Source organism: Mesorhizobium sp. WSM3859, assembly GCF_002295065.1.
In the GTDB taxonomy this organism is placed as follows: domain Bacteria; phylum Pseudomonadota; class Alphaproteobacteria; order Rhizobiales; family Rhizobiaceae; genus Mesorhizobium.
In genome coordinates this window covers 34193-60745 of sequence record NZ_NSGG01000021.1, presented here as the reverse complement: position 1 = coordinate 60745, position 26553 = coordinate 34193, and the positions used below count along the sequence as shown (strand labels likewise).

Sequence of the window (26553 nt, the reverse complement as noted above, 5' to 3'; positions counted from 1 at the left end):
AGGAAAGGGGAAACATGGATAATCCAGGTGTCGGTTGGGTAGCGGCTATCGTCATCGGCGGGATCGCCGGCTGGCTCGCAGAGATGTTCATGAAGAGCAACATGGGCGTGCTCATGAACATCATTTTAGGAATTGTCGGCGCCATTGTCGCTAACCTTCTTCTCGGACTGCTCGGCCTATCCTTGACCGGATGGCTTGGCTATCTTGTCGCCGGCTTTATCGGCGCATGTATTTTGATTGCTGTTGCCCGAATGGTCAGACGCTGAACCAAGAAGACCGAGCACACTTTATCGTGTCATTCAAGCGCGTGGTGCAGGCGATCACGCGCTTTTTCAAAATAAGGCCCTGTGGTGTTGGCTGCAGCAAGGCCGCTTACGGGCGTTGGCAGAGCGGACTTCAACGGCCATGCGGCGCATAGCTGCCATGTCGTCCTTGGGGCCGGAAGCGGAATGACGGCTTCCGGCTCCAGAACGAGGATATCAGACGTTCAAACTGCCAGGTCGGGATCATTTGCCAAAACGGACATTTGTTTCCACCAACGCCTAATGGCAACTGACCTGCTCCTGTCGAGCCTGCGTCGCAATGTCATTCTGCGCGAATAAGCAGCTATTCGTGGGTGGCGACCGATTTCTGGTGGGTTTGATCTGGAGCAAATCGCTTCACACCCGCGCGCGCTACCCTTTAGTCTGAGTTTGCCTCAGGGGAGGAGTCCAATCTGGACCGAGCCCGCTATGAAGTCTCTGCGCGTCGTTGTTCGCCACCATGGCGGACCTGAAGTTCTGGAGATCGTGGAGGAAGACGCGCCCCATCCGGCATCCGGTGAGTTGCGGGTGCAAATAATCGCCGCCGGCGTCTCCTTCGCAGAGCTGTTGATGCGGGAGGGGATCCATCCAGAAAAGACGACGCTGCCATTCACGCCAGGATGGGACATTGTGGGCATCGTAGACGAAGCTGGAGAGGGTGCGTCCCATGCGATGTTCGGTAAACTGGTTGCGGCGCTGCCCATTCATGGCGGCTACGCCCAGTTCATCTGCCTGCCTGAAGATGAACTCACTTCGGTTCCGACTGGCGTTGATCCGGCCGAGGCAGTTAGCCTCGTGCTGAACTACGTTACGGCCTATCAGATGATGCATCGCCTTGGGCATGCTTCACCGGGTCAACGGGTTCTCATTCATGGCGCGGCCGGTGGAGTCGGCACGGCTCTGCTGCAACTTGGCCGCCTGGCAGGTTTAGAGATGTACGGGACTGCCTCTCTTGCGGATCATCAGATCGTATGCGATCTCGGGGCCACGCCGATCGACTACGAACGGGCCGACTTCGTCAGAGAGATCCATCGCCTGACAAACGGCGGCGTGGATGTCGTCTTCGACGGGGTCGGCGAAGCCAATGTCTGGCGGTCGTTTCGGGCTCTGAGGCCCGGTGGCCGCGTCATAGCCTATGGCTTCACTTCATTTCTGCAGAAGGGCCGACTGGCAGGGGGCTTACGTTATCGTCTACGCGGGATATTGCGACCTCTCTGGTACGCGGTCTGCGCTTTCGTCTCACCAGGTCGACGACGCATACTCCCCTACAGCATACAATATTTGAAACGGTGGAAGCTCGCCTGGTTCCGCGACGATCTCGGCGCCTTGCTTGAGCTGCTTCGCGACGGAAAGATCAAGCCGATGGTGGCCATGCTGATGCCATTGACCGAGGCTCGTCGCGCCCAGGAACTGCTCGGTCAGGGAGGCGTTAAGGGCAAGCTCGTGCTGATCTGCAATTCGCTGGCCTCCCGACAAGGTATCGCCGAGCAGGAGCAGAGCCTTTGAACCATGAAGAGCCGCCGCCAACGTCGGCCTTGGCCGTTTCAACGACCGCTTCGACGCGCTCATCGAGCTGCCGCTGACGGTTGGTACGCCGCTTCTTGTGTCGGACAGCGAAGCCTAGGTTCGATTTCGCCTCTCGCCGGACTCAGCTTTTAACGAGCCATGATGATCGGCAGCCCCGGGTTCTCGATCATCGATCTAGTCACTCCGCCGAAAATCCTCTCGCGCAGCCGGGAATGGCCGTAGGCGCCAATGACCATGAGCTCGGCGCCAGTGTCGACGGCGTGCTGGCGGAGCACGTCGGCGATCGAGTGGGTTGAACTCGGCAGTCGGTCCATAGTTACTTTTACGCCATGACGGGAGAGATAGGTCGCCACGTCCGCCCCGGGTTCCGCGCCGTGATGCCGTTCGTCCTCGATCGGGTCGACCATGACTATCCGCACCTCGTCGGCACCTGAAAGAGTGTCGAGCGACTCTCGCAAGGCGCGCGACGCTTCCAGGCTGGCGTCCCACGCGACGAGGACGCGTTTCGGCTTCAGCGTCACGGTTGCTCCTTTGGGGACAAGCAGGATTGGCTTCCCGGACGAAAACAGCGTTCCCTCGATAACTTTCTCCTTGAGCGTATGGCTCGCGAGCAAATCCGATCCAAGGACGGTTATATTGGCGTAACGCGCGCGCCCGCCAACGACCTCATCCGGTATTGGATGGATCGGGCGAACTGGTTGACGCCGTTATCGAGATGGTTCGCTTCGATCAGTCGAACCTCCTCGATCGCATGGCCACTGCCGGGACGTTGACCTCCGCATTGATGACGGGCGTGGCGCGCATGATTGCGCAATACCATCGCGGCGCCGACGTGATCCATGCCGGCGGCGGATCGGCGAACATCGGAGGCGTGCTTGCAATCAATTCGGCCGGATTTGCGACCAGTCACGTGTTCGATCAAACGGAGATTGAAACGCTCAACGCGGCGTTTCGCGCCGCCCTCGCCCGCCATGCCGGGCTGATTGACCGGCGAGAGGCGACGGGCCGGGTCCGCACCCGCTGCCATGGTGACCTGCATCTGCGCAACATCTGCGTCTTCGACGGCGAGCCTCGCCTCTTCGATTGCATCGAGTTCAACGATCAGATCGCCACCGTCGATGTCCTCTACGATCTCGCATTCCTGCTGATGGACCTATGGCATCGCGGCTTTCCGGAGTTCGCCAATCTGGTGATGAACCGCTACCTCGACGACGCCGACGACGAGGACGGCTTCATCCTGCTCCCCTTCTTCATGGCGGTTCGGGCGGCGGTCCGCGCTCACGTGACGGCGACGCAGGTCGAGGAAGGCAGCCAGGATTCGACAGAGCTGGTCGCCGAAGCGCGATCCTATCTCCGGCTCGCGCAGGCTTTGCTCGTCGAAACGCCGCCTCGGCTCGTCGCGATCGGCGGTCTGAGCGGCTCGGGCAAGACGACGGTCGCAGAAGCGCTTGCGCCGCGGATCGGAGCACCGCCCGGCGCCCGAATCGTCGAGAGCGATCGCGTCCGCAATGCATGGCGTGCCTGCCGAAACCAGGCTGCCGGACAAGGCCTACCGGCCCGGCGTGTCGGAACGCGTGTATCGCCAGATCGCCTGGCGTTCGGAGCTGATCCTTGCCGAAGGCGGTTCTGTCGTCGCCGACGCTGTATTCGACCGGTCGGAGGATCGCGACAGGATCGAGCGCGCCGCGAGCGAGGCAGACGTTCCTTTTGCCGGATTTTGGCTGGCGGCAGATCCGTCTGTGCTTTGGCGTCGCGTCAGCGAACGCAAGGGCGGCCCGTCGGATGCCACCGTCGACATCCTGTCGCGGCAATTGCAGCGCGACGCCGGTGCGTTGACCTGGCACAAGATCGAGGCGGACCGCAAGGTGGCCGAAATCACCGCCGAGACGGTGGCCTTGACTGAAGGCACGGCTTCAACCGCAGTCGGCTTGAGAAAGACAGGATGATAGACATTATCGCCGCTTTAGCTGACCTTTAGCGTCGCCACGGACAGTCCCGGCTCGCTAGCATGGTGCGCAATCGATAAGCCGAACTCCCGGCACATTGAGAGCATCTTGCTATTTTCGTGAGGATTATGCCTTCGATACGACCGATGCCGTCAGCCTTCGCATAACAGATCAGCTGTTTCAACAAGTCCCATCCGAGGCCATGGCCCTGAAGATCCGACCGAACGAGCAAGGCATATTCGCCGGCCCTGTGATCGGGGTCGCAGGAAAGCCGGCGGATTCCGGCCAGCCCGTGTCCTTTTCCAGCGCGACGAAGGCGATGTCTCGATCGTAGTCGAACTGGGTGAGCCGCTTCAGCATCTGATCGGGAAAGTTCTTCCTAAGGGACAGGAACCGTAGCCGCAGATCATCGGGCGAATCCTGGCCAGGAACGCGGGATAGAGCGCCACATCCGCCGGCATGATCGGCCGGATGTGGAAAGAGAGGCTGTCGGAGAGAAAATCGCGACTCCATCCCGACGGATAGGGTCTCATCACAAGAGTCGGATTTGGCGCCGCTTCATCCACCCGGCGAGGGTCGATTTCGATGCGGGCGTCGAGCGCAATCACACCCTCTACGTCCGCCAGCAGCGGGTTGACGTCGAGGGACACCAGGCAGGGAAAGTCGACGATCATTTGCGACAGACCGTTGAGCGCGGCGATGATCGCGGCTCGGTCGGCTGGCCTGCGATCGCGATAGCCGGCAAGCAGGCGCCCTATTCTGGTCGCGTCGATCGCGTCTGCGGCCAGCACGTCGTCAAGCGGCGGCAGGGCGATCGCGGTGTCGTTCACAACCTCGACAGCCGTACCGCCGGCGCCAAACAAAATGACCGGCCCGAACATGGGATTCATGCTCATGCCCAAAATGAGTTCCTGCGCATGCTTGCGCGCGACCATAGTTTGCACCGTGTAGCCGTCCGGCTTCGACCCCGCCGCCTGCGCGCTCAAGCGTGTCTCGATCGACCGCGCGGCCTCCGCGGCCTTCTCGGCGGTCGCGATGTCTAGGACCACGCCGCCGACATCGGACTTGTGTGAAACCACCGTCGACAACAATTTGGCGACCACTTTTTCCGAGCTTTCGAGAAGATCGCCGCCTGCCCGCGCCACTTCCGGGACAGACCTGGCGACAATGGTTCGCGGCACGGCGATACCGGAGTGGCCAATTCGTTGCCCAAATTCACGTCGAGCAAGGCGACGGAAGGCCATTCACGTTCCAACAGCAGGGCTGCCGCCGGCACACTCGCGACCGGCCCGATGACACGCCATCCCCGCCGTTCGAGCATGGATTTGAGGTCCATCGCGATCAGAAATTCATCTTCCACGATGAGGACCGTCTTTTGCACTCGGCGTTCAATCTGGCGGACTCAAGTCGTGAGCGGAATGACCATCTCCACCATTAAACCGGTGGCCGCATAAGTAGGTTCCACCTTGCCATTCAGATCGTATGCTATTGCCAACTGGATCAACTGGCTTCCAAAGCCCCTAGACGTAGGAGGGCTCACCCGAGGGCCCCCACTTTCGGTCCAAGTGACCCGGAGGCGCGGGGTCTCGGCCTGCTCTACCTCCCAAAGGACATGAATTTGTCCGCCTGCTTTGGACAGTGCTCCGTATTTGAGGGCGTTCGTTGCAAGCTCGTGCAGTGCGAGCGCGAGCGACATCAATTTCTTGCTATCCAGCTTAACAGGCGGACCGTTGTCGATTTTTATGGCGTTCGGGCTTGCTGCAAACGGTTCGAGCGTACGCGCTATTAGCTCGGCGAGGTCTCCATCGCCGCCGCCGACGAACCCTTGGTCGTTGGCGTCCACAATGGCTGTAAGCCGACCTAGAAAAGCCTCTCGATAAGCCTCGGCCGAGACGCCTTCGGCCTTGGTCTGGTTAGCGAGAGCCCGCACCAGTCCGAGGAGGTTCTTCATCCGGTGCCGAAGCTCGCCGAAGAGAATTTCAAACTCGGCCTCTCTGCGGGTCCTGTCGGTAGCATCGGCGAGCGACAGCAACATGGTGGTGCCGTTATCGTCCTGGTTGATGGTGCGCGCGGTAACCAGCATGGTCCGTTTTCCGATGCCGGGGAAATCGTGCTCCACCTTATAGTCGACGACGGCGGTGCTCTTCGGGATCACGTCGGTGAGCAGACGACGCAATTCGGGAACATCCCACTGACCATCACCAAGGTCGTAAATATGCTTCCCGATGGTGTCGTCGCGGTTCACTTTGAAGGTTCGGAGGAACGCCCGATTGGCGTTCTGGATGCACAGGGCGCCGTCCAGCACCACCAGAGGTGTTGGGACCGTGTCCACGACCCCCTGCGACTGCACATGACCGGTCCTCAGGATCCGGTAGAGGTCTTCCAGGTTCACCATGGGGGCTCCGCGGTTATCGGGATCATCCTAATACTCAAGGGCGCGGCTCACAATCGCATGACACTGCGGTCGATTAGCTTGCTGCCTTGGCAGGCCAGTCTCCTTGGATATCGCGGAGCTATGGCACCAATACGCAGAAGCCGAGCGGGCGACAATCGCCGGGGCCAGTTCAAATCAGCTCGAAGCAAAAGTCACAGATTAGGTCCGCAACTTTTACAGCTTCAAAATCTGTCATGTGCGCCGCTGTTTCGACTACAGTGGAGACGATGTCATCGTCGTCAACGGCAAGGAGGTCGAGAATGCGTGCAAACTTGATCTTGAGCTCCCGATCGCCTTCAAACTCGTCAAGGGTCACGTTCAGGATGCTCTCGTTCGCGTCGATCAGCCGGGCTTGAATGCTGTCTGACGAAGCAGCCAGCGCCCTTACCGCCGCGAAGAAATGACCTCGCGCGTTCGAATACTTATGGTCCATCGTTTTCCGCCGGGGGTGCTGGTGATTGAAATTTGCTCGCGCGGTCACCTTCCCACACGTTACGTCCCTCACCAGGCTCTCGCCCGATGTTATCTGGTTAAGCCCGGCGACGGACGCCTCTCGCCAAAGCGCGTTTCAGTTTTGGCGAAGCGACAGGCTCTGCAGCTTCTTTGGCGAGGCGCGCCAGCTTGAGCCGCTGTGTCTTCGACTCGCGATCTGCGGTCTCTTTGTCCAATATGTCTCGGGCAGCTTGTGTGGTCGCATCGCCCTTGCTTTCCCTTACGGTCGGCTTGGGCTTGAACGCCGCTTCTGCAATTGCACTATACATTTGTAGATCATCCTTAAAACAAAAAAGGCCGGGCGAGCCCGACCTTTCGAAAACCATCAACGGCCATTGCCAGTACATCCGTGGTCAAGGCCAGGAGCGATTCCTTTAAGCGGCCTGAAGATTCTCGGCCGCGCTCTTACCGTTACGGCGGTCCTGCACGACATCGAAGTTCAGTTTCTGGCCTTCAACGATTGTACGCATACCGGCGCGCTCTACAGCCGAGATATGGACAAACACGTCCGCGCCGCCCGTTTCAGGAGCGATAAAGCCGAAGCCCTTGGTCGTGTTGAAGAACTTTACGGTTCCAGTATTCATGGCGATTTCCTTTCAAATCGGCATAGAAATCTGCGTCTGGCGACATACCAAACGTCACATTGATCGAATTTGAGAGGATATCGTCGGGCGCCGGAGCGCAAAAACAAATTCAACAGCAAACATCGATAATTGACATATAGGGTTGAATCACCTTCCACGCAAGGCGCTCGTTTACAACGACAATTTAAACGGCCGGACTGTTCGCCAAGCGCGTGCTGCGGCGGCTGATCGCCTGACGCAGAAGGAAAATGCAAGGGTCGAAACAGAGCTGGCGATAGCGCGGGCCATGATCCGGGCTGGCGCCCAAAACCCTCATGATGGCTCCAATGACGCGGACTGCTCCGCATACGGCAGAGCGTGGCGTTCCCACATTCATCTAAGTTGCAGGACTAAGACGCCCTTTCCAGCCGCCTCAGATGGGCGACGTGTAACGCCTGCATCTCTTCGAACAAATCGAGCAATTCCAGTGCCTGCTTGATCGGAGCGCCTAGCTCTGTGAGGTGCTGAATAATAGCGTGCTGGCGCTCTATGTGACGCTCTCCCAGCAGAACGTGGCGCTTCAGTATTTCAAGCAGGGTTTCAGGGGTAACCATCTGGTCCCTGGGAGGGGACCGTACGCCTTTACACGGTGAAAGTCGAATGCCGCCACGCAGCTGGCCGACCCCGACAGACGAAGGGCCGCCTGTGGAACAGGCACCGCGACGACTAGCTTAGCGATAGAAGGCGTGCGAGCGCTCGGGTGTCTACCGGCTTCTCGACGCGCGGCACTTCGGCGTACGCTTCAGGGATGGACCAGGCATCGTAACCCGTGGCAAAGATGAAGGGCACTTCACGTTCGCGCAGCGCGTCTGCGATAGGGTAGGCGCGTTCGCCGCGCAGGTTGATGTCGAGCACGGCGCCGTCGATCCGGTCCTCCGCCCCGAGCAGCTCCAGCGCATCCTCGATTGAGCCCACCGGGCCGATTACGTTCGCGCCTCTGCCTTCCAGCGCCCTGGCGAGGTCGGCAGCGATCGTGTACTCGTCCTCGACCACAAGAAGACAGCGGCCCCGCAGGGCATCGGGCTGCGGCTCATCCATGTTGCTTCTCATCCTTGGTCACCGGCACGACGATCTCGTAGCGCACCCCGTCCGATCCGAACTCGATCTTAGTTTTAGCGCCGAGTTCGTAGGGAAGCGCCCGCTCGAGCAATTCACTGCCGTAGCCCTTCCGCGTGGGGCCGCCCTCCGGCATCGTGACGCCGCTCTCGAGCCATTCAAGTCTCGCGCGTGCCTTCGACCCGTCGTGCTCTATGTTCCAGCTAACGGCGAGCCGGCCCGACGGCTGGTGAAGAGCGCCGTACTTCACCGCGTTCGTCGCGAGCTCGTGCAGCGCTAGCGCAACGGATTGCGCTGAGATCGCCGGCAACGACGTCGCCGGCCCCTCGATCGTGACGTTGCCCCCGTCCACGCTTCCATCGCCGTGCGCGTGGAGCTCGCCTTCGATCAGTTCGCGCAGGTCGATTGGCTGATGGTCGGCGCGCGCGAGCAATCCTTGCACGCGCGAAAGCGCGCGTAACCGGCTCTCGTAATCCTCGGCAAACTCGTCCAACGACGCGCTTGACCTCATCGTCTGCCGTGCGAGTGATTGGACAACCGCGATGAGGTTGCGCGTACGGTGCTGAAGCTCGGCCAAAAGCACCTTCTGCTGGTCCTTCAGCGTGCGTAGGTCGTGGATGTCGGTTGAGGTGCCGACCCATTCGGGTGCCGTGCCGCTGGCGTAGTCCAACGGCACGGCACGGGTCTGGTGCCAGCGGTGCTCGCCATCGACCGATCGGCGGATGCGGTGCTCGCAATAGTATTCGCCTTTGGTCGGCGCCTCAGCCCAGGCCATCATCGTCGCGTCGTGATCCTCAGGATAGACGGCATCGAGCCAGCCGAAGCCGACGCTCTCTGCAAAGGAAAAGCCCGTGAAGACACTCCACTGTGGACTACCCCAGGTCCGGTCACCGTTTGCCTTCGAGCGGAAGACTAGCTGCGGGACATTGGTTGCGAGGACGCGGAATAACTCTTCGCTCTGCTGAAGCTGTTTTTCGGCACGGTGCTGGGCGGTCCGGTTGCGTAGTATTTTGACGAAACCTTGGGTTCTGTCCGCGAGCGGCATCAGCAGCCCCGACGCCCAGAACCGCGTGCCGTCCTTCTTCATCTGCCAGCGCTCGTCCTCGGCTCGCCCTTCGGCGAGTGCGATCCGGCGCTCCTCTGCGGCGGCGCTAACTCCGCCCTCCTCCGGAGGAAAGGCTACATCGGCAGACTTCCCGATGATCTCGTCATCGGCATAGCCAAGCACGCGTTCGGCACCCACGTTCCAGCTTGTGGTGATCCCGTTGGGATCAGTGGTGAAGATCGCAAAGTCGGTCGCGCTGTCAAAGATGAGCCGCAATAGGTCGCTGTCACTGAGCGGCCGCTGACCTTCGCCTTGTTCGTCTTGTTTGTCACCATTTTGCACGCGCGGTCTCCGGCTCATGGCCGGCACGCACTCGCGGCCAAATAACCGACCTTCAGCATGGATGAACGCCAAACTGCAGAATGCCCACATTGTTCCCATCCTCTTTGCCGTGGCCGAGTTTCCGCACAGCCTCCGATTCGCTCGCGAAATTAATCGTGAGAGATTATAATCCGCCTGCTGCTACGGCATTTAATCACCTGCAAATTTCATAATCATCGTCTTCAAAACCCTCATTTCACCCCACATTTTGAGTTGGATTTAGCGGCTCGTCCTTGGCTGTTGTCCGACAGTTGAGCGCACCCGGTTATGACCTATCGCTCCGCTACATTCGAGCAGCTCAATTGCCCGCCATGGCGGAGCAGCTATAGGTGGGCGCGCCTCCGCTCTCCGGACGATTTGCTCCGAGCGTCAAAGCATCCTCCTTGCACACTCTCCCGGCCCGAAGGCTCGAGCCACAGTCGTACTCAAAACTCAACGACCGTGGTCCGCGCTTACCCACTTGCCTGCCAAGATGGGCACCCCATTGGTGCAGGTTTGATCATCCTTCGCCCTAACCAAGGTGAATCTGGCCATTGAAACATTCGCGTGATCCGAGGCACCCCGACACTCGGCCGCGTCACCGCCTGACCAAAACCACGAAGGCGGGCGCTTCCGCTGCGCGGCCTTGTTCAGCACATCCGGCCGGAGGAACGAGCGGTCTGGCCGAGCGTTGTTGGTGAGTGTTGGAGCGGAAGTAAGATGAGTAGTCGAGCGAACAATGATCGGGACGAACGAGCAAGGCGTGCGGCTGACGAGATCATGCATACGGAGCGGGAAGAGCGCGCAGCGAAGACTGCCCGGCTGAGGGAGGCGCGTTTGGCCCGCGAATCTCAACGCCGCACCGCCGAAGCCGACACCAAGCCGAGTTCAACTCGGCGCACACCAAAATAGGAATTCGTACGAACTGTTGCCTACACGGCCGGCCGAACACTGAACCTGGCTGCCTAGTTGCCCTCGCCCTGAAGCCGCCATAGGACTGATGACCTGAAACCTTCCTGATCTCCGCGGGTTGCCGTGCCGCCAGCATCAAGGCGGGAGCTCGCATGCAAGGTCTGAACCGAACCGGCAATCGGTGGGACCACGCGCATTTGATGTAGCGGCCGAAATTTCGCCCGGCATTACGCTTAAATGAAAGCTTCTTATCCGGCAGGATGTTGGATCAGCACGGCGTATGCGAGGCCAACTAGCAGGATGAGCACAAGCCCAGCAATGAGGATGCTAATGGCGATCCAGAGGCGTCTCGATTTCTTATCGGTGCTCACGCTGCCGGCTGCCCAGTTTAGTCGCGCAAGGCGACAAAAAGCCCGCCGGCCGGAGCCAGCGGGTGAAGTGGGGTCTCGGCCCGGCACGTGGGCCAAGAATGTGATCATGCGCTCACCAGGCGGCGAAGCGCGCCTACAAATGTTAAGACCACGCAGGCTGCGGTCGCGCCGCTGTCTACACCGCCTAGAGGTCGGCAGCCCGCTGCCCGGATATATCGTTCTACACAATCCTCCAATTGGTGGACTCGCGCGATATATCGGCAGCTAGTGTGTCTCCCCGTCAGGCCAGAAGGAGGGCAATGCCTGCGGAAATCCGGGAGGAAACGATGTCTGCGAACAAAGAAGACTTTCGAACGAACAGAGCCGACTATCTGCTTGCCGCGAAGAAAGGTCGAGCGACCGCTCATGATGATCGCAATGAACTACTGGCAAGGGAGATGTGCCAAAGAGACTGGCGCTTAGCCGCATTGGCTGCAAATCCGTGTAACAGCTTGCCGGAACCGAGGAAGCCAAACCGCCCGGTTCTGTAGCCAAACGTCCACCGGCGAGTTCAGCAGGCTTAGAGAACCAGGCGGCGTTGGCTCGCCGGGGTCTAAGCCGCCCTCGCCTCGATCGCCCTCTTGCCGCAGGAACCACATTCACCTCTTTGCGTTGTTGGCGATGCTTCTCCACGAGCACATCAGCATGGCGCGACGCCACGTTCTGGATGGCGAGCGGCATATCGTTCGTCAGCACGAACGGATAGTTCGACTGCGTTCCAAAAATCTCCCGACTGCGGACGCTTTGAAGTTTCTGGACCTATTGGAAGAAGTTCACGCGTTCCAGCGAAAACACCTATCGCAATTGCTGTCGAAATCGGACCTCCAGGGATCTGCACGTTCGGCGACGCCGAAGCAGCTGTTACAAGGTCCGACCGACGACGTGGTCTCGATTTCCGATCCAATCGTCCGGCTTGCGCTAGAGCTGCAGAACGAAATCAGATTGAGGGGGCTGAAAGCTAAGCCTCCGAAGAGCACGCTTCACTAGCTGCCGCCCACCATAGCTTGTCGATGATGTCCGCCTTCATTAGGCGCATCATGCAGGGTCGGCCTTGAAAGGAGGGTTTTGGACGCACGGACCAATCGAGCGCTCTTGGCGATGACTTCCTGGGTTTGGCGCAACAGTTCGGCATGCCGCTCTTCCTGTTCCCGCAGTTTGTCGAGCAAGGCCGTCATTCGCACATGTTGAGGCGACCGTTCCATGGTTGCCGAACACGCCATGGCACGACTTGTTCCCTCTACGGACAAAGGTCACAATCACGGATGACGCTGATCATCCATAAGTCGGCTTATCGGCAAGTGTCATGCTCGCAAGCGCCGTTTGACGTCGCGGGAGAGAATGCCGATTTCGGCTTCGGTCAGCGTGATCTGGTAGCGCTGTAACGCATTCTTCGAGTAGATGTCGTCAGCAACTATCGAGACGGTCACATCGCCGTTCTCGTCGATCTGCACATCGTCGATCCGGAGCGGTGCTGAGTATATGCATTTCGGTGATGATCTTGGCTTTCGCGCAGGCTGAGTAGACAATCGCATGTGAAGAAGATCCCGTTGCCAGCAATTCGGACCGACGCAAAATTTATGCCAGCAATTCGGTCCCGAGATGAGACAGGCTGTGTGCTACTCCCACCTTCGGTGGGTACGTGCCGCAACCATGCTCGCCAGCGCAGCCGATGCGATTCTGGCCTACTGCCAACGAATGCGTACCGATCATCTCGGCAGACGCGTATATTTGCACGAGCCGGTGCCGTCTCTTTCCTCTTCCGAGCCTCCGCCGGCTAGGCCCGGCGCTTGCTGGCCGTACCCGTCAGCCTGCCGGGCCGCTCCCGGCCTCCGTCGCCGACTGCGGATGTACCAGCGGCGACGGGAGCAGGCCCCTTTCGCCTTACGGGCAAGGTGTCCAGCCCTTCCGGTGCTCCGGCGTAACCGCGTGGTTTGTGAACTGCAGGTTCCGATCGTCGCGGCCGCCAGCGCGGCACTCGTGGCAGCAGATGATTTTCAGCAGATCCCAATGAAGGCAGGGCTGGTCCGGGCCGAACCGTTTGACCAGCGCGGCGACATCGAGCACCGCCCTGCGCGTGCATGTGAGGCAATAAACCGATAGGCCTGTGCCTGCCGCAAGCTTCCGAGCGTGCTTTCTGTGAATGGCAATTTGTCAGACATCGTGGCGATCCTCGTGAGCGGGTCGCCGCACCAACGAGGGTTAATTCCTGACACCTGCCGGCTTCAAGCCGACTCGTCGCGAAAATCCTTCAAGCGAGCGTGCCCGTCGCCGGCCTCCCATCGCGTAACGTCCCCGAGACCTTCGGCAGTTCAAACAGAGCAGAACAGTCGATCACATCATGAAACTCGGCATCTGGGTCGAGCCGGAGGCAAGAGCAGTGGGATCGAAGGCTTCGGAGCCCGACCATTTTCTGTAGCCTCGCCTGCCGTTCCGCGTCGCCCGGCAACAGCCGAAGTAGGCTTTTGTTCTTTTCTACCGGAGACTGCATCTTTTCGCCTCGGGGAACCCGCGCGAAGCTGATCCTATAACTCCTACGGTGCGCCGCCATCATCTATTTGAGGGGAGCGGCTGATAAGACAGCCTGACATTCAGGCGGATGTTACATTAGCTTGTGCTTGCGAACCAATCCGCCGCTCGAGCATTTAGGGGTATGGCGAAGGGCAGCATCAAGGTCGGCGACGAAGTCGTGATCACCGCGACAGTGCGGAAGCGCGTCACTGAGGATCGGGTGAGCGTACTGATCCCGTCGTATCACCAACCGCACTCGATCGTGGACACCACCCTCAACATAAGCAGCGGGCAGAAGATCGAGCTTATAGGCGAGGTCATGCGGGTTGATGAGCACACTGTCACCGTCAGCGGCCGGGATCTTGGTATAACGGTCAGCCGGGACGCTGTGCGCAAGCGCTAGTGCAACGCACGCCGACGATGGCGAGTGAGGCTATAGGGCTAGGAAGGGCTTACGCGATCACACCATGTCCAAAAGAGGTATTAGGTTAGTTACATGCCTGAAGCCCTAGCGCCGGTCACCCTCCGCGCTGGGGCTTTTCTGTGTCTCCAGAAGGTGTGAGTGCTGGAGGCGCTTGCGGGACTGTTCAAGGGCAAGCCGCGATTGCTCGACCTTCAATCTTGCATCTTCCACTTCCGCTCGGGTGCGGCCAATCAAGCGGCGCGCGCTATCGACAAGCCGCTGTTCTGTTCCCCGTGGATGCATCTCTTGGATCACCAGGCAACCCGTTCAAGCTCTGCCGATAGCTGGTCAGGATCAATCAAGCCTCGTCCGAAAAGCCCCAGGACTTTAAGCGCTATGCGCTCGCGCCCATCCTTCCCTACAACCCGGTGCTTGGCACAATAGTCGTTCAGGGCTTTCGTGAGAGTTGCAAGTTGGGCGGAATCCGCCACACCGTATACCGACATGCTTGTCTCCCCGGACGGGGCGAAAGCATCATGACCGCTCCCAGGCATCCGCGTGCCTCTACCCAATTACGGTAAGAAGATACACCCAGAAAAAGTCAGAAACGAGTCCATTCCGTGCGACCTCGGTCGCACGTTACAGCGCATAGGTCCCCACCATGAAACCTATAGCCCGCTATCTCATTGTTGTTCCCGGCTGGGCGTTTTGAGTCCCTTTCGCGCCAGTCGAAGTGCCAGACTAAAACACCCGCTGCGTCTTGTGCAGATTCAGCGGGTGTTTTTCGCCAACGGCCTTGCGCCCTTTGTCGCCGACCAGGCGCCGCGGCTGAATTAACTCTCGCACAAGCTTCGGCTAATACTCTCGGTCCAGCCTTATATGGGAGGCCGAGATGCATCAGCCCACGAGACTCCAGAACCTGCAGTTCGCCCAATCGATGCTGAAGGAAGTGCGCCGCAGGTTGGACGCATCGGGCGAGGCGCTTCTGAAGTATCTGCTGGACATGGCGGTGATCGAAGCTGACGAGTGTGCGAAGGCCATCCGGCTAGCTCAGCAGCCCAACCAGATGCTTTAGTCTCCCCGGCTCCCCTCTCGGTCTATTTCCCTTCGGTCCGATGGCAGAACCAAAGGAGTCCGCACCGGCTTTTGCAGCAACGAGGCTGAGCGAATAATCGCGATGAATCCCGTCTTCAGGCCTTTCACCGTGCGCCTGACGGAGCGCTCTGCCTTTTCGATTAGCCGGAGCGACATAAAATACTGCTTCCGGGAATTCGCTAGCTGCGGGTCCATCTCCTAAAGCCCAAGCCTGAAGCCCTTCCGCCCTACCCAAATTTCAAAATTGACCACACCTAAAACGCGCCACCATGAACGTTCGCTTATCTGGAATGTTCCGCGACGATCAGTGCCTTCCTTTAAGAAAGCGGGCTTCACGAAGGAGTGACGACCAGTCGGTGCCAATCAGTTCGACCAGTTCGCGGGCTTGCATCTCCGAAACGTCCGCCTCTTTGACCAGCCGACGAACCAGCAGATCGACCGGTTCCTTCTTGTCATCTCTGCCGTCGCCACCCATGCACAACTCCGTGACTCGATTGGGAAACTCTTGGTGGAGGTGAAGGTTTCGCCACGCGTCTAGCTGTAACCAGCGTGAACAAACTGCTCCCGAGACAGTTCGGGTTGTCGAACAAGGGCAAGCAGCATCACGACCTATTACTTCCACGTCGATAATGGGACTTTCATTCCCACCCTGAAGGGGTCGATCTCCCGGATTTGGACGCCGCGCGGTTGGAAGCAGTGCGCGCAGCCGGTGAGATGATAAACGACAGCAAGCAGTCATTCTGGGAGCATATGGCGCCTTGGATTATGAACGTGACGGATGACCGGGATCGGCTCCTCTTCACTCTCCAGTTCAAAAGTGCCTTCGGGACAGGCCCTCTACATCCCTCGGGGGCATTGAGCGCCAACAAAAAGCCCGCCGGCCGCAGCCAGCGGCCCGGCACGTGGGCCAACAAGGTGATGATGCGCTACCAGGCGGCGAAGCGCCTACAAGAGCGTGTCGCGTGCTCTTTTCCTCGAACCTTGACCTTGAATTGATCCGCTCTTCGCGTTCGGCCAAGTACCAGACCAAAAACACGGCGGCGGCCCCACCAGCATGCCGGCAATGAAATCAGTCGACGTCATGTCGAGCAGCCACCCGAGCGTTTTGTGAAGCACCGCGAGAACCGGGATTGTGATCACCGCGACTACGACCTGAAGGACCGTGTTGCGCGACATAGGCGCCAACATAATGGCCCGCCTTATCCACAAGCACCCGCAATTCGGGCTGAGGCGAGGCGCAGAAAGTTCGAAAAGCTTCTAAGAACCCCAGTCGATCTCTAATTGTCGAACCGTACACTGACGGCAGTGGGCCGACAGCGGATTTCCGGCTTTCGGAAAGGCAGAGCTAAGTACCGGGTCCATAGGTCCAAACCGAATGCATTGCCTTCGGCGATGTGCCTTACCTCGTGCAGCCAGCCGTCGCGCTCTGGCGGCTTGTTGGCAAGCATAGGCATCAACGGGGAATGAAGTTCAACGCATGGACTGCCCCACGAACGGCATCCAAGGCGTCGTATCACTTCAATTCCGGAATGCAGAGACCTAGCTGAAGTCTCTGCTCGCGGGACAGGCAATAGCCTATCCAGTTGGCTTGCTGTCAACCGATCGCTTGAGCAGCGTTCACCCGCAAGATGTTCTCTATGAGGTCCTTTTCGCGAAAAGGCTTGTTGACCAATGGAACATCCGGGGGACGGTTTGCGATAGCGTCGGCGTCGGCATATCCAGTTATCATCACCGCTGGCCAATTCGAGCGCAGGTTGCGCGCAAAACGAATTACCTCGACCCCGGACACGAGAGGCATGGCGAAATCCGTGACAATGACATCGAAGTCGTGGGGTGTCCGTTCGATAATTGCCAGCGCTTCGGCACCACCTGCAGCACAGGTGACTGCGAAGCCGCGTTGCCGAAGAGATTCTGCTGTCAGTTGCCGCAGGCTGCTGCTGTCGTCGATCAAAAGCAAGGACGGAAGTGCCTTTTCAGCCTCGCCCATCACCGGCTCCGCGTCGGAGTCGGCCGCATTATCTGCCGGCAACTCTGCCGAACGAGGCAGCCAAAGCTCCATCGATGTCCCGCGGCCGACGGCGCTGATAATGCGGAGTGAACCACCGGATTGCTTCATGAAGCCGTAGACGGTACTGAGACCCAAGCCGGTCCCCTTGCCGAGCGGTTTTGTGGTGAAAAAGGGTTCGACGACCTTTGCCAGAACATCCCGGGGGATGCCTGCGCCGGTGTCCTTGACCGTAAGGACGACGTAGTCTCCCGCTGTCAAATCTTCCGATGCCGATGTGATCGTCCGGTTCTGTGCGTGCACTGTAATGGTTCCCCCCGACGCCATGGCATCGCGCGCATTGAAAACCAGGTTCATCAAAGCCAGCTCCAGTTGGCCGACGTCGACATGAGCGGGCCAAACAGAGTTGTCGACCATCCATTCAAAGCGGATCAAGCCGCCCAGTACGGGTGCCACCAGCCCGTTCATCGTGTCCCCCAGCGCTGCCAGACGGACCGCGGCAGGCTTAAGGTTCTGTCGACGTGAAAAGGCGAGCATGCGCGTGACGAGCTCAGCGCCTTGTTTGGCGGAGCGGCGGGTCAGTTCAACGATCTGCTTTCCCTGATTGTCGAGCGTGGCATGCCGCTCGAGCAGACCTAGCCCGCTTAGAACCGCAGCGAGCAGGTTGTTGAAGTCGTGGGCCAGCCCTCCCGTGAGTCTTCCGATCGCGTCAAGGCGCTGAGATTTGAGGAGCTGATTTTCGAGCTCACGGCGATCCGTTATGTCGAGCAAGGTGCCAAGGATTTCGGGACGGCGCCCGTCGGCAGCTTTCGATACGACGCCCTGGTCCAGAAAGATGCGATATTTGCCGTCGGCGCACTGCCAGCGGAACTCGCATGTGTAGGAGCCTGTCGCTTTTGCCGCCAGCAATGTTTCCCGCACTTTGGGCAGATCGTCCGGGTGCACCCGGCTCAGGCCAAAACGTGGATCGGATGTCAGTCGCTCGGGAGGAAATCCCGTCAGACGTTCGACACCTTTAGTGACAAAACGAGCTGCAAAAGGCGGCTCGGCGGCCCGCGCGTGAAAGCAGACGGGCAATGATCCAAGAATGGCTTCCTGTCGCTCCTCCGCGGTGCGGAGCGATCGCTCGGCTTCAAGCTTTTGTTTTTCGGCCTGCAGGGCCTTCGCCAGCAGCGCCTGCTCGGCGATGGCATTTCGCTGGATTTCAAGCGTCTTCTCGTGGAGCTCGACAAATACGGCCACTTTGGATCGCAGCATGACCGGGTCGAATGGCTTGAACACATAGTCTACCGCGCCGGCGTCGTAACCGCGCAGCATATGAGCGTCCTCCTTGTTGATGGCCGTGAGGAAGATGAGAGGCGTTCGCTTGGACTGCTCGCGTTGGCGGATCAGCGCGGCTGTTTCATAACCGTCGAGACCCGGCATCAGAACGTCCAGCAGGATGACGGCGAAATCCTCCTTCAACAGGCAGCGCAGCGCCTCTTCACCGGATGGCACAGTGACGACCTCCGCCAGCGGAGAGAGGAGTTCGTCAATCGCCAACAGATTTCGTTCGTCATCATCGACGGCGAGGATGCGTGCTTTGGCAGGGCCGTCGGTCGGCTGCACGATTTCTATTTTTTTCGAACGGATAGGCGACGGCCTTTGCATCGAGCACCTGTCAGTTCACGGACATGAGCAGATTTTGCGAGGTCTCGACCCTCGCTCTGGAACGACCGATCCAGACCCGGAGCAACGCCATGAGAAGGTCGAGATCGACAGGCTTTGCGATATAGTCGGACGCGCCGGCTTCCAGGCACTTCTGCCGATCGCCTTTCATTGCCTTTGCCGTCACCGATATCAGCGGAATGTGGGCTATGGCGGGCGTATTGCGGATTCTTCTCATGGTCTCGTAGCCGTCCATCTCCGGCATCATGATGTCGATCAAGGCTGCATCGACGTCGGAGTTCTCCTCCAGCAACGCAATCCCGTCGCGGCCCCGCTCCGCATGGAGAACTTCGATGTCGTAGGTCTCCAGAACGCTCGTCAGCGAGTAGATGTTTCGGATATCGTCATCGACGATCAGCACTTTTGCGCCAGCGATGTTTGACCTGTTGTCAGCTTGGCCCGGTCCTGCCCCAATGTCCTCGTGCAATCCTCCTGGTAGTGTCGCCGATATATGGAGAGCCAACTGAGCAAAATTCTCGGCCCGCGGGACATCGATCCAGGCCGGATTGAGCGCCAGCACCTGTTCGATGGCGTCGGAATGAGGGGCAAAGAACAGAAGCGGCGGCAGCTCGTCTGAGAGCTGGTTGGTAAGCTCATCGAGCGCCTGGGCGTTGTCCTTGGCAGACCGTCCAAGACCGAGAACCACGGCATCGTACGAGGCCAGATCAATGTCATCTCCAGTCGCAGCGCGACCGATTGCAGTGACCGAGGTGACCCCATCCCGGATGGTTTCGACCAGCGAAAGGCGACGCTCCGGATCGGCGTCTGCCACAAGCACCCGGCGCTGGATACGAAGCTTTCTCGAATGAATATCCTGAAACACCTTCATCAGTTCGTCGGACGACACGGGCTTGGTGGAAATGCTCGATGCGCCCTTGGTGACCAGGCCCTCGATGTCTTCCGCGCCCGAGATCACATGGATCGGAATGCCGGTGGTCTTCGGATCATGGCGCAGCAGGTCAAAGAGCACCCATCCATCGATGTCCGCCAGCCCGAGATCCAGCGTGATCGCGTCCGGAACCAGCTTGCGGGCCAAGGCCAAGGTTCCGGACCCCGCAGTCGACAGGACACCTTTCAGCCCAGCCGATCGTGCCAGACCCAGCAGCAGGCCGCCGAAGGTCGGATCATCCTCAACGATCAAAACCACCCTGTCTTCCGGCGAAATGGCGTCGCGGTCGTCCATCAATTCCGCAGACGGCAGGCCGGTGGGCGCTGCCGTCGTGGCAATCGCTTCCGTGGCCGGAAGCAATTCCGGCTGCGTCGCAGCCGTAGTCCTTGGACCGTCGATCGGAATGACGAGCGTGAAGGTCGAACCTTTGCCCGGAGTGCTTTCAACCCTGAGTTCACCGCCAAGCAGACGGGCGATCTCACGGCTGATCGAGAGCCCCAGACCGGTTCCTCCGTACTTGCGACTGGTCGTACCGTCTGCCTGCTGGAAAGCCTCGAAAATCAGTTTCTGTTTGTCTTCCGGAATGCCGATGCCGGTGTCGGTCACCGCGATGGCCAGGGCCCTGGCGGGCTGTCTGGCGCCGTTGCGGCGTCCAGTTTTCTCGAGCCGGAAATTCAGGCTGACTTGACCTCCGGACGTGAACTTGAAGGCATTTGACAGCAGGTTGAGGACGATCTGCTGCAGGCGTTTTTCGTCGGTACGCACGGTCTCGGGAAGAGCTGGATCGACCTTTATGGCAAAGCCAAGTCCCTTGTCGGCGGCGAGCTGGCGGAACGTGCGTTCCATATGCTGGCGCAGATGCGCGACCGGCATGTCATTGATGTCGATCGAGACCGTACCCGACTCGATCTTCGACAAATCGAGGATATCGTTGATGAGACTGAGAAGGTCTGTGCCGGCCGAATTTATGGTGCGCGCAAACTCCACCTGCTTGTCGTTGAGGTTGCCTTGCTGGTTGGTGGCAAGCAGGTTGGAAAGGATCAGCAGCGAATTGAGCGGCGTTCTGAGCTCATGGCTCATGTTGGCAAGGAATTCGGACTTGTACTTTGAAGTGAGCGCAAGCTGCTCAGCTTTCTCCTCAAGGGCCCGCCGTGCCATCTCGATTTCGAGATTCTTGTTTTCGACCTGCTTCTTCTCGTTCTCCAGAAGCTGAGCCTTTTCCTGAAGTTCGTCGTTCGTGGCGTGCAGTTCTTCCTGCTTTTTGGTCAGTTCCGTCTGGCGGGCCTGCAATTCGGACGTCAGCAACTGCGATTGCTTGAGCAGGCCCTCAGTCCGCATCGTCGCCGCAATGGTGTTGAGAACGATGCCGACGGACTCCATCAGCTGATTGAGAAATGATCGGTGCGTGTCGCGGAACTCGCCGAATGATGCGAGTTCGATGACGGCCTTGACTTCGTCTTCGAACAGAGCTGGCAGAATGATGACGTTGGCCGGCGAGGAGCTGCCCAGCCCGGACGTCACGCGCAGAAAGTCCGGCGGGACATTGTCTAGCATGATGGCACGCTTGTCGGCAGCACTTTGGCCGACGAGCCCTTCCCGAAGATCGAGCCGTTGCTTGATAGCTGCCCTACTCTCGGCGCCGTATGACGCCGCCAGCTCCAGATAGGACTCATCTTCGTCGCGGTTGGTCACATAGAACACGCCGTATTGCGCGTTCACCAGCGGGGCGAGTTCGGACATGATCAATCGCGAAACCGTGGCGAGGTCGCGCTCGCCCTGGAGCATCCGGGAGAAGCGAGCGAGATTGGTCTTCAGCCAGTCCTGCTCTGCGTTCTTCAGCGTCTGGTCCTTGAGGTTGCGGATCATCTCATTGATGTTGTCTTTGAGCGCCGCGACTTCGCCCGAGGCCTCGACACTGATCGAGCGGGTCAGATCGCCCTTTGTCACGGCGGTCGAGACTTCTGCGATGGCGCGCACCTGGGTCGTCAGATTGGCGGCCAGCTGGTTGACGTTGTCCGTCAGGTCGCGCCAGAGACCGGCTGCACCAGGCACCCGCGCCTGCCCTCCGAGCTTGCCCTCGATGCCCACTTCGCGCGCGACGTTGGTCACCTGGTCGGCGAAGGTGGCGAGGGTCTCGATCATGCCGTTAATGGTGTCCGCGAGGGAGGCGATTTCACCCTTCGCATCGACCGTCAGCTTGCGCTTGAGATTGCCCTGAGCCACTGCCGTCACGACGTCGGCGATGCCACGCACCTGGTTTGTCAGATTGGTCGCCATCAGGTTGACGTTGTCGGTCAGATCCTTCCAGGTGCCTGCTACGCCTCGCACCTCGGCCTGACCGCCGAGCTTGCCTTCCGTGCCGACCTCGCGCGCGACACGCGTCACCTCGCCTGCGAAAGAGTTCAACTGGTCGACCATGGTGTTGATGGTCGACTTGAGCTCGAGGATTTCGCCCTTCACGTCGACGGTGATCTTCTTGGAGAGGTCGCCTCGCGCGACCGCCGTCGTCACTTCGGCGATGTTGCGCACCTGGCCCGTAAGGTTCTCGGCCATCGAGTTCACATTGTCGGTGAGATCCTTCCAGGTTCCGGCCACCCCTCGCACCTGAGCCTGACCGCCGAGCTTTCCTTCGGTGCCGACTTCGCGCGCCACACGCGTCACCTCGCCTGCGAAGGAATTCAACTGGTCGACCATGGTGTTGATGGTCGACTTGAGTTCGAGGATTTCGCCCTTCACGTCGACGGTGATCTTCTTGGAAAGGTCGCCAAGCGCCACGGCTGTCGTCACATCCGCGATGTTGCGCACCTGGCCGGTCAGGTTGGCAGCCATGGCGTTCACATTGTCGGTCAAGTCCTTCCAGGTGCCGGCCACGCCTCGAACCTGCGCCTGGCCACCGAGCTTGCCGTCCGAACCGACCTCGCGCGCCACGCGCGTCACTTCCGAGGCAAAGGAGTTCAGCTGATCAACCATCGTGTTGATCACGTCCTTGATCTGCAGGATTTCTCCCAATGCATCGACGGTGATCTTCTGCGTCAGGTCGCCGGTGGCGATCGCGGTTGCCACCTTGGAAACGTCGCGCAATTGCACGGTCAGATTTCCGGCCATGGCGTTGACGTTGTCGGTCAGGTCTTTCCATGTGCCGCCAACGCCTTCCACGTGGGCCTGGCCGCCAAGCTTGCCTTCCGATCCGACCTCGCGAGCCACGCGCGTCACCTCGGAGGCAAAGGAATTCAGCTGGTCGACCATCGTATTGACGGTGTCCTTGAGCTCGAGGATTTCGCCCTTGACGTCGACGGTGATCTTTTTGGAAAGGTCGCCTCGGGCGACGGCCGTCGTCACCTCTGCGATGTTTCGAACCTGGCCCGTCAGGTTGGCCGCCATCAGGTTGACGTTGTCAGTCAGGTCCTTCCAGGTGCCGGCGACGCCTTTCACCTCGGCCTGGCCACCGAGCTTGCCTTCCGTGCCGACCTCGCGCGCCACGCGCGTCACTTCCGAGGCGAACGAATTCAGCTGGTCGACCATCGTGTTGATGGTGTCCTTGAGCTCGAGAATCTCGCCCTGAACGGCGACAGTGATCTTTTTCGACAGATCGCCAGAGGCAACCGCAGTCGTGACTTCGGCGATATTGCGCACCTGACCGGTCAAGTTCTCGGCCATCGAGTTGACGTTGTCGGTCAGATCTTTCCACGTGCCGGCAACGCCACGCACTTGGGCCTGACCGCCGAGCTTGCCCTCAGTGCCGACTTCGCGCGCGACACGCGTGACCTCCGAAGCGAAGGAGTTCAACTGATCGACCATCGTGTTGATGGTGTTCTTGAGCTCGAGGATTTCGCCCTTCACGTCGACGGTGATCTTCTTCGAGAGATCCCCCAGAGCCACTGCCGTAGTTACTTCGGCGATGTTGCGGACCTGGCCGGTCAGGTTTTCCGCCATGGAGTTGACGTTGTCCGTCAGGTCCTTCCAGGTGCCGCCGACGCCTTCGACACGGGCCTGGCCTCCGAGCTTGCCTTCGGTGCCGACCTCGCGCGCCACGCGCGTCACTTCCGATGCGAAGGAATTAAGCTGGTCGACCATCGTGTTGATGGTGTTCTTGAGCTCGAGGATTTCGCCCTTCACGTCGACGGTGATTTTCTTCGACAAGTCGCCTGAAGCGACCGCGGTGGTCACTTCGGCGATGTTGCGCACCTGACCCGTGAGGTTGGTGGCCATGGCGTTGACGTTGTCGGTCAGATCCTTCCATGTGCCGGCAACGCCCTTCACCCGTGCCTGTCCGCCAAGCTTTCCCTCCGTGCCAACCTCTCGCGCGACGCGGGTCACCTCGGAGGCAAAAGAGGCCAGCTGTCCCACCATTGTGTTGACGATTTTGCCTATGCGCAGGAACTCGCCGCGCAGCGGTCGGCCGTCGATTTCGACCATCATCGTTTGGGACAGATCGCCTTTTGCGACCGCGCCAATGACGCGAGCCACTTCCGCGGTCGGTTGGACCATGTCTTCGATGAGGTCGTTGACCGACCTGACACTTGATTCCCAGCTACCGGTGGCATTGCGGACGTGGCCCCGCTCGCCGATCCTTCCGTCCTTGCCGACGACCCTGCTCAGTCGCTCAAATTCCTTCGTGACCTGATCGTTCAGTTCGACGATCTGGTTGAAGGCATCGGCAATATCGGAATCGATACCTTCATAGACGTTGTCGATTCGGACGGAAAAGTCGCCTCGCCTAAAGGCCTTTAACGAATTGAGAATTTGACGACGGTCGAGTTGCGCTCTTGATGCCTGCACGCTCACAGTGCCACTCCCAGCCCAGCGGTTTTGTGAAGGAACTGATGCTAGATGAAATCCCCACCCCGGGTGGCGACGTATACAATCCACCGCAAGGCTAAAAACGCGGAATTGGCCGATTGGTTCCCGGTAGTCCGTCGTGCAGAACAGCTTTGCGTGCACGAAGAGAGCTTAGAACACGCGAGCGGCGGCTGCCAAACGGATGTTTGGGATACCAAGAGCGCGAGGCCAACGGAATGGTCCAGGCGAGCGCATAGCTGCTATTCAACACGTAGAACTAAATGCGTTTCAGGCTGACGTTGACGACCTGCGAGGTCACGCGTCCTTCAATATTTCCTAAAACCGATTTCAGTGGTCTGATTTACCGATGAGCATAAGCAATTCTGGCTGAGGCGCGACCAAGAAAGTTCGAAAAGCTTGCAGGAACCCCAGGCGAATGGTGGAATGTAGAACTAATTTAAAGGCTGGGGGCGACCCCCCGTGGCCGACATCCTGCCACCTGACGGAGAAACGCGCCGCTCCTCTCGCGAGCCCTATAGCGGCCTCTCGTGCAAAAGAAAACGGAAGAAAAGTAGAACATGCGCGCGCAGGATTTGCACACGAACCCCGTTAACTACATGATAATCCGTCCCAATCCACATACGCACCCCACAGTCAGCTAGCGGGTTGGATAGCTCAAAGGGTGAGCACAACTGAGCGAGGCTGCTGCGGCTCTGCAGTCCGCGAGGCATCGTGAATATATGTTTGCCAAGATGGGAGTCCCGCGACAAGGCGCAACTCGTCGCGCATTGCCTTATTGCCGGCCTGGCTTTCTTTGCATTGGCACGCGAGCTTGTGCACTGGGACGCAGATGCGCATCAGAGATCGCGAGTTTGAGTCCGTATGTAAGACGGGTTTGTGCGTTGCACGTGTCGCAGATGAAGACCTTGGCACTCTTGATCCACGATCCTTTCCGGACCACCGCGGTTTCGCACTCCGGGCAATGAAAAGTTATGTCAGATTCGAACAGGTCTCGTGAAAGTACCATCGTCTCGCTCCGCCCCCAAGATGGTGAAGCAAAATCGATGCCGGACCTGATGTCCCGGGCTGATACGCGTCATCCGTTCACATGGCGGAGATATTAGAGACCGCTGATAAAATACCTTCAGCCGGTGCATGTCCGAATTGCGCCACCGGTCAAGGGGCCGGGCTTGCGGCTCCGCACTGCTGCCGGCCGGGCTGCTCGCGGATTCGGGGCGGGGCATCTGGCCTTTGGATTTATCCGGGTCGGTGAAACCGGTGGAAAGACATCAAAAGTTATCATCATGCAGAACGATAATTTGGCCTTCGCTTATAGCCGACTCTCCCGTGCCGAGTCGGTTAGGCCCGGCGGTTCCTACCAACGCACCCCAACGCGGAACTGTCGGGCCGCTTTTGCAAGGCAAGCCTCTGCCTCCAATTTGGACGCCGTTAACATATGATGCCGAACGAGGTCCGGTATCCCCCGAATTGCTCCATGCCGAGAAACACCGACCTTTGCCTCACGAGCGCCCTGCCCCATCATCGCTATCCGCGCAGCTCGGAGCGTCAGCCGGGTTGGCGAATGTGATGCCACCGGGGGCACTGACCTGAACGTCAATGACGCCGCCGTCGTCTCCGGTCCACACGTAATGCATGCCGCCAGGTTGTAACACGAAAAAAGCTCCCGGCTTGAGCCACGGTCCGGTCTTGTCGAGCTTATCCCCGAAGCCGAACCCGACCTGACCGCTGATCAGCCACACGGCCTCGGCATTAGGATGGCTGTGCGGAGGCACGACGTAATGGGGCGGGAACTTCACGCGGGCAACACTCCAGTTACCGGATTGCGCCAGAACGGCGACCTTGGCGCCAGGCGGCAAGTCGCCAATGTCCTGCTCACTTCAGGTCCTTGCTATCAGTCGTCAGAACGGGGGGCGTCTTTACGCCCTCCTGGCCCTCCGCAGCGAAGACCGCGCCTCCAGACACAAGGGCTGCGTGCGGCCGAACACAATGAGCATTGATCGGCCATTAGATCGTGATGAAATCTTCATGATCGCATCCTC

General features: G+C 59.4%; 21 protein-coding genes and 1 pseudogene. 5 read left to right on the top strand and 17 right to left on the bottom strand.

The window, feature by feature from the left end:
* Nucleotides 1-14 precede the first annotated feature (14 nt).
* A complete protein-coding gene (locus tag CK230_RS29945) occupies nt 15-266 on the top strand; it encodes a GlsB/YeaQ/YmgE family stress response membrane protein (protein ID WP_095820386.1) in 252 nt (83 codons plus the stop codon).
* A 465-nt stretch (nt 267-731) separates the two neighbouring features.
* Nucleotides 732-1808, top strand: coding sequence for a medium chain dehydrogenase/reductase family protein (locus CK230_RS29940; RefSeq protein WP_095820385.1), 1077 nt, complete (start codon nt 732-734; stop codon nt 1806-1808).
* A 149-nt stretch (nt 1809-1957) separates the two neighbouring features.
* Here CK230_RS29940 and CK230_RS29935 read toward each other — a convergent pair whose 3' ends face one another.
* Entirely contained in the window at nt 1958-2443 is a 486-nt protein-coding gene (locus CK230_RS29935) for a universal stress protein (protein ID WP_245430100.1), read from the bottom strand.
* Nucleotides 2444-2508: 65 nt separating this feature from the next.
* On the opposite strand from CK230_RS29935, the pseudogene CK230_RS29930 reads away from it, so the two are divergent.
* Nucleotides 2509-3775 (top strand): annotated as a pseudogene (locus CK230_RS29930) (AAA family ATPase); the annotation flags it as partial.
* 28 nt (nt 3776-3803) lie between these two features.
* Here the strand turns inward: CK230_RS29930 and CK230_RS34120 are convergent.
* The 11 genes from CK230_RS34120 to CK230_RS33375 all read right to left on the bottom strand — a co-directional run bounded on the left by CK230_RS34120 (nt 3804) and on the right by CK230_RS33375 (nt 12558).
* On the bottom strand, nt 3804-4007 hold the full coding sequence (locus CK230_RS34120) for a hypothetical protein (protein WP_348629175.1): 204 nt from the start codon (nt 4005-4007) through the stop codon (nt 3804-3806).
* A gap of 121 nt (nt 4008-4128) precedes the next feature.
* The gene (locus tag CK230_RS29925) at nt 4129-5019 is read right to left on the bottom strand and encodes an acetate--CoA ligase family protein (protein ID WP_245430099.1); all 891 of its coding nucleotides are present in this window, start codon (nt 5017-5019) and stop codon (nt 4129-4131) included.
* Nucleotides 5020-5177: 158 nt separating this feature from the next.
* Nucleotides 5178-6170, bottom strand: coding sequence for an HWE histidine kinase domain-containing protein (locus CK230_RS29915; protein ID WP_348629174.1), 993 nt, complete (start codon nt 6168-6170; stop codon nt 5178-5180).
* A 169-nt stretch (nt 6171-6339) separates the two neighbouring features.
* Nucleotides 6340-6642 carry a hypothetical protein gene (locus CK230_RS29910; protein ID WP_095820383.1) on the bottom strand — a complete coding sequence of 101 codons (303 nt, stop codon included), beginning with the start codon at nt 6640-6642 and terminating at the stop codon, nt 6340-6342.
* A gap of 97 nt (nt 6643-6739) precedes the next feature.
* Nucleotides 6740-7027, bottom strand: a complete 288-nt coding sequence (locus CK230_RS29905) for a hypothetical protein (RefSeq protein ID WP_245430104.1) — start codon at nt 7025-7027, stop codon at nt 6740-6742.
* A gap of 48 nt (nt 7028-7075) precedes the next feature.
* Complete coding sequence (locus CK230_RS29900) at nt 7076-7285, bottom strand: cold-shock protein (RefSeq protein WP_095820382.1); 210 nt, start codon at nt 7283-7285, stop codon at nt 7076-7078.
* Nucleotides 7286-7674: 389 nt separating this feature from the next.
* Nucleotides 7675-7878, bottom strand: coding sequence for a hypothetical protein (locus CK230_RS29895; RefSeq protein WP_095820381.1), 204 nt, complete (start codon nt 7876-7878; stop codon nt 7675-7677).
* A 112-nt stretch (nt 7879-7990) separates the two neighbouring features.
* Nucleotides 7991-8362: a response regulator gene (locus CK230_RS29890; RefSeq protein ID WP_095820380.1), complete on the bottom strand. Its 372-nt coding sequence runs from the start codon at nt 8360-8362 to the stop codon at nt 7991-7993.
* Nucleotides 8355-9767, bottom strand: a complete 1413-nt coding sequence (locus CK230_RS29885) for a PAS domain S-box protein (RefSeq protein WP_176480281.1) — start codon at nt 9765-9767, stop codon at nt 8355-8357. Before CK230_RS29885 ends, CK230_RS29890 begins: the two co-directional genes overlap by 8 nt.
* Nucleotides 9768-12090: 2323 nt before the next feature.
* A complete protein-coding gene (locus tag CK230_RS32885; RefSeq protein WP_210201501.1) occupies nt 12091-12273 on the bottom strand; it encodes a hypothetical protein in 183 nt (60 codons plus the stop codon).
* Between the two features lie 135 nt (nt 12274-12408).
* Nucleotides 12409-12558, bottom strand: a complete 150-nt coding sequence (locus CK230_RS33375) for a hypothetical protein (protein ID WP_176480280.1) — start codon at nt 12556-12558, stop codon at nt 12409-12411.
* A 1199-nt stretch (nt 12559-13757) separates the two neighbouring features.
* Between CK230_RS33375 and CK230_RS29855 the strand changes: the two genes are divergently transcribed.
* A complete protein-coding gene (locus CK230_RS29855) occupies nt 13758-14018 on the top strand; it encodes a hypothetical protein (protein WP_095820375.1) in 261 nt (86 codons plus the stop codon).
* A gap of 311 nt (nt 14019-14329) precedes the next feature.
* On the opposite strand, the gene CK230_RS29850 is transcribed toward CK230_RS29855, so the two are convergent.
* A complete protein-coding gene (locus CK230_RS29850) occupies nt 14330-14524 on the bottom strand; it encodes a hypothetical protein (protein WP_141246145.1) in 195 nt (64 codons plus the stop codon).
* 386 nt (nt 14525-14910) lie between these two features.
* Here CK230_RS29850 and CK230_RS29845 point away from each other — a divergent pair, with 386 nt between their 5' ends.
* Nucleotides 14911-15093 (top strand): hypothetical protein, encoded by a 183-nt coding sequence (locus CK230_RS29845; protein ID WP_095820373.1) that lies wholly within the window; start codon nt 14911-14913, stop codon nt 15091-15093.
* 324 nt (nt 15094-15417) lie between these two features.
* Here CK230_RS29845 and CK230_RS33370 read toward each other — a convergent pair whose 3' ends face one another.
* The 4 genes from CK230_RS33370 to CK230_RS29815 form a co-directional block, all read right to left on the bottom strand.
* Nucleotides 15418-15588: a hypothetical protein gene (locus CK230_RS33370; protein WP_176480277.1), complete on the bottom strand. Its 171-nt coding sequence runs from the start codon at nt 15586-15588 to the stop codon at nt 15418-15420.
* Nucleotides 15589-16707: 1119 nt separating this feature from the next.
* A complete protein-coding gene (locus CK230_RS29825) occupies nt 16708-18726 on the bottom strand; it encodes a response regulator (RefSeq protein WP_245430098.1) in 2019 nt (672 codons plus the stop codon).
* 52 nt (nt 18727-18778) lie between these two features.
* A complete protein-coding gene (locus tag CK230_RS29820; protein ID WP_095820405.1) occupies nt 18779-24493 on the bottom strand; it encodes a HAMP domain-containing protein in 5715 nt (1904 codons plus the stop codon).
* 1520 nt (nt 24494-26013) lie between these two features.
* On the bottom strand, nt 26014-26370 hold the full coding sequence (locus CK230_RS29815; RefSeq protein WP_095820368.1) for a cupin domain-containing protein: 357 nt from the start codon (nt 26368-26370) through the stop codon (nt 26014-26016).
* Nucleotides 26371-26553 lie beyond the last annotated feature (183 nt).

Coding starts and splice junctions, on each gene's coding strand:
- CK230_RS29925 (WP_245430099.1), bottom strand. CDS start 5,019: ATGGCCTTCCGTCGCCTTGCTCGACGTGAATTTGGGCAACGAATTGGC.
- CK230_RS29845 (WP_095820373.1), top strand. CDS start 14,911: ATGCATCAGCCCACGAGACTCCAGAACCTGCAGTTCGCCCAATCGATG.
- CK230_RS29900 (WP_095820382.1), bottom strand. CDS start 7,285: ATGAATACTGGAACCGTAAAGTTCTTCAACACGACCAAGGGCTTCGGC.
- CK230_RS29895 (WP_095820381.1), bottom strand. CDS start 7,878: ATGGTTACCCCTGAAACCCTGCTTGAAATACTGAAGCGCCACGTTCTG.
- CK230_RS29940 (WP_095820385.1), top strand. CDS start 732: ATGAAGTCTCTGCGCGTCGTTGTTCGCCACCATGGCGGACCTGAAGTT.
- CK230_RS29945 (WP_095820386.1), top strand. CDS start 15: ATGGATAATCCAGGTGTCGGTTGGGTAGCGGCTATCGTCATCGGCGGG.
- CK230_RS33370 (WP_176480277.1), bottom strand. CDS start 15,588: ATGGGTGGCGACGGCAGAGATGACAAGAAGGAACCGGTCGATCTGCTG.
- CK230_RS29850 (WP_141246145.1), bottom strand. CDS start 14,524: ATGTCGGTATACGGTGTGGCGGATTCCGCCCAACTTGCAACTCTCACG.
- CK230_RS29910 (WP_095820383.1), bottom strand. CDS start 6,642: ATGGACCATAAGTATTCGAACGCGCGAGGTCATTTCTTCGCGGCGGTA.
- CK230_RS29915 (WP_348629174.1), bottom strand. CDS start 6,170: ATGGTGAACCTGGAAGACCTCTACCGGATCCTGAGGACCGGTCATGTG.
- CK230_RS29890 (WP_095820380.1), bottom strand. CDS start 8,362: ATGGATGAGCCGCAGCCCGATGCCCTGCGGGGCCGCTGTCTTCTTGTG.
- CK230_RS29905 (WP_245430104.1), bottom strand. CDS start 7,027: ATGGTTTTCGAAAGGTCGGGCTCGCCCGGCCTTTTTTGTTTTAAGGAT.
- CK230_RS29855 (WP_095820375.1), top strand. CDS start 13,758: ATGGCGAAGGGCAGCATCAAGGTCGGCGACGAAGTCGTGATCACCGCG.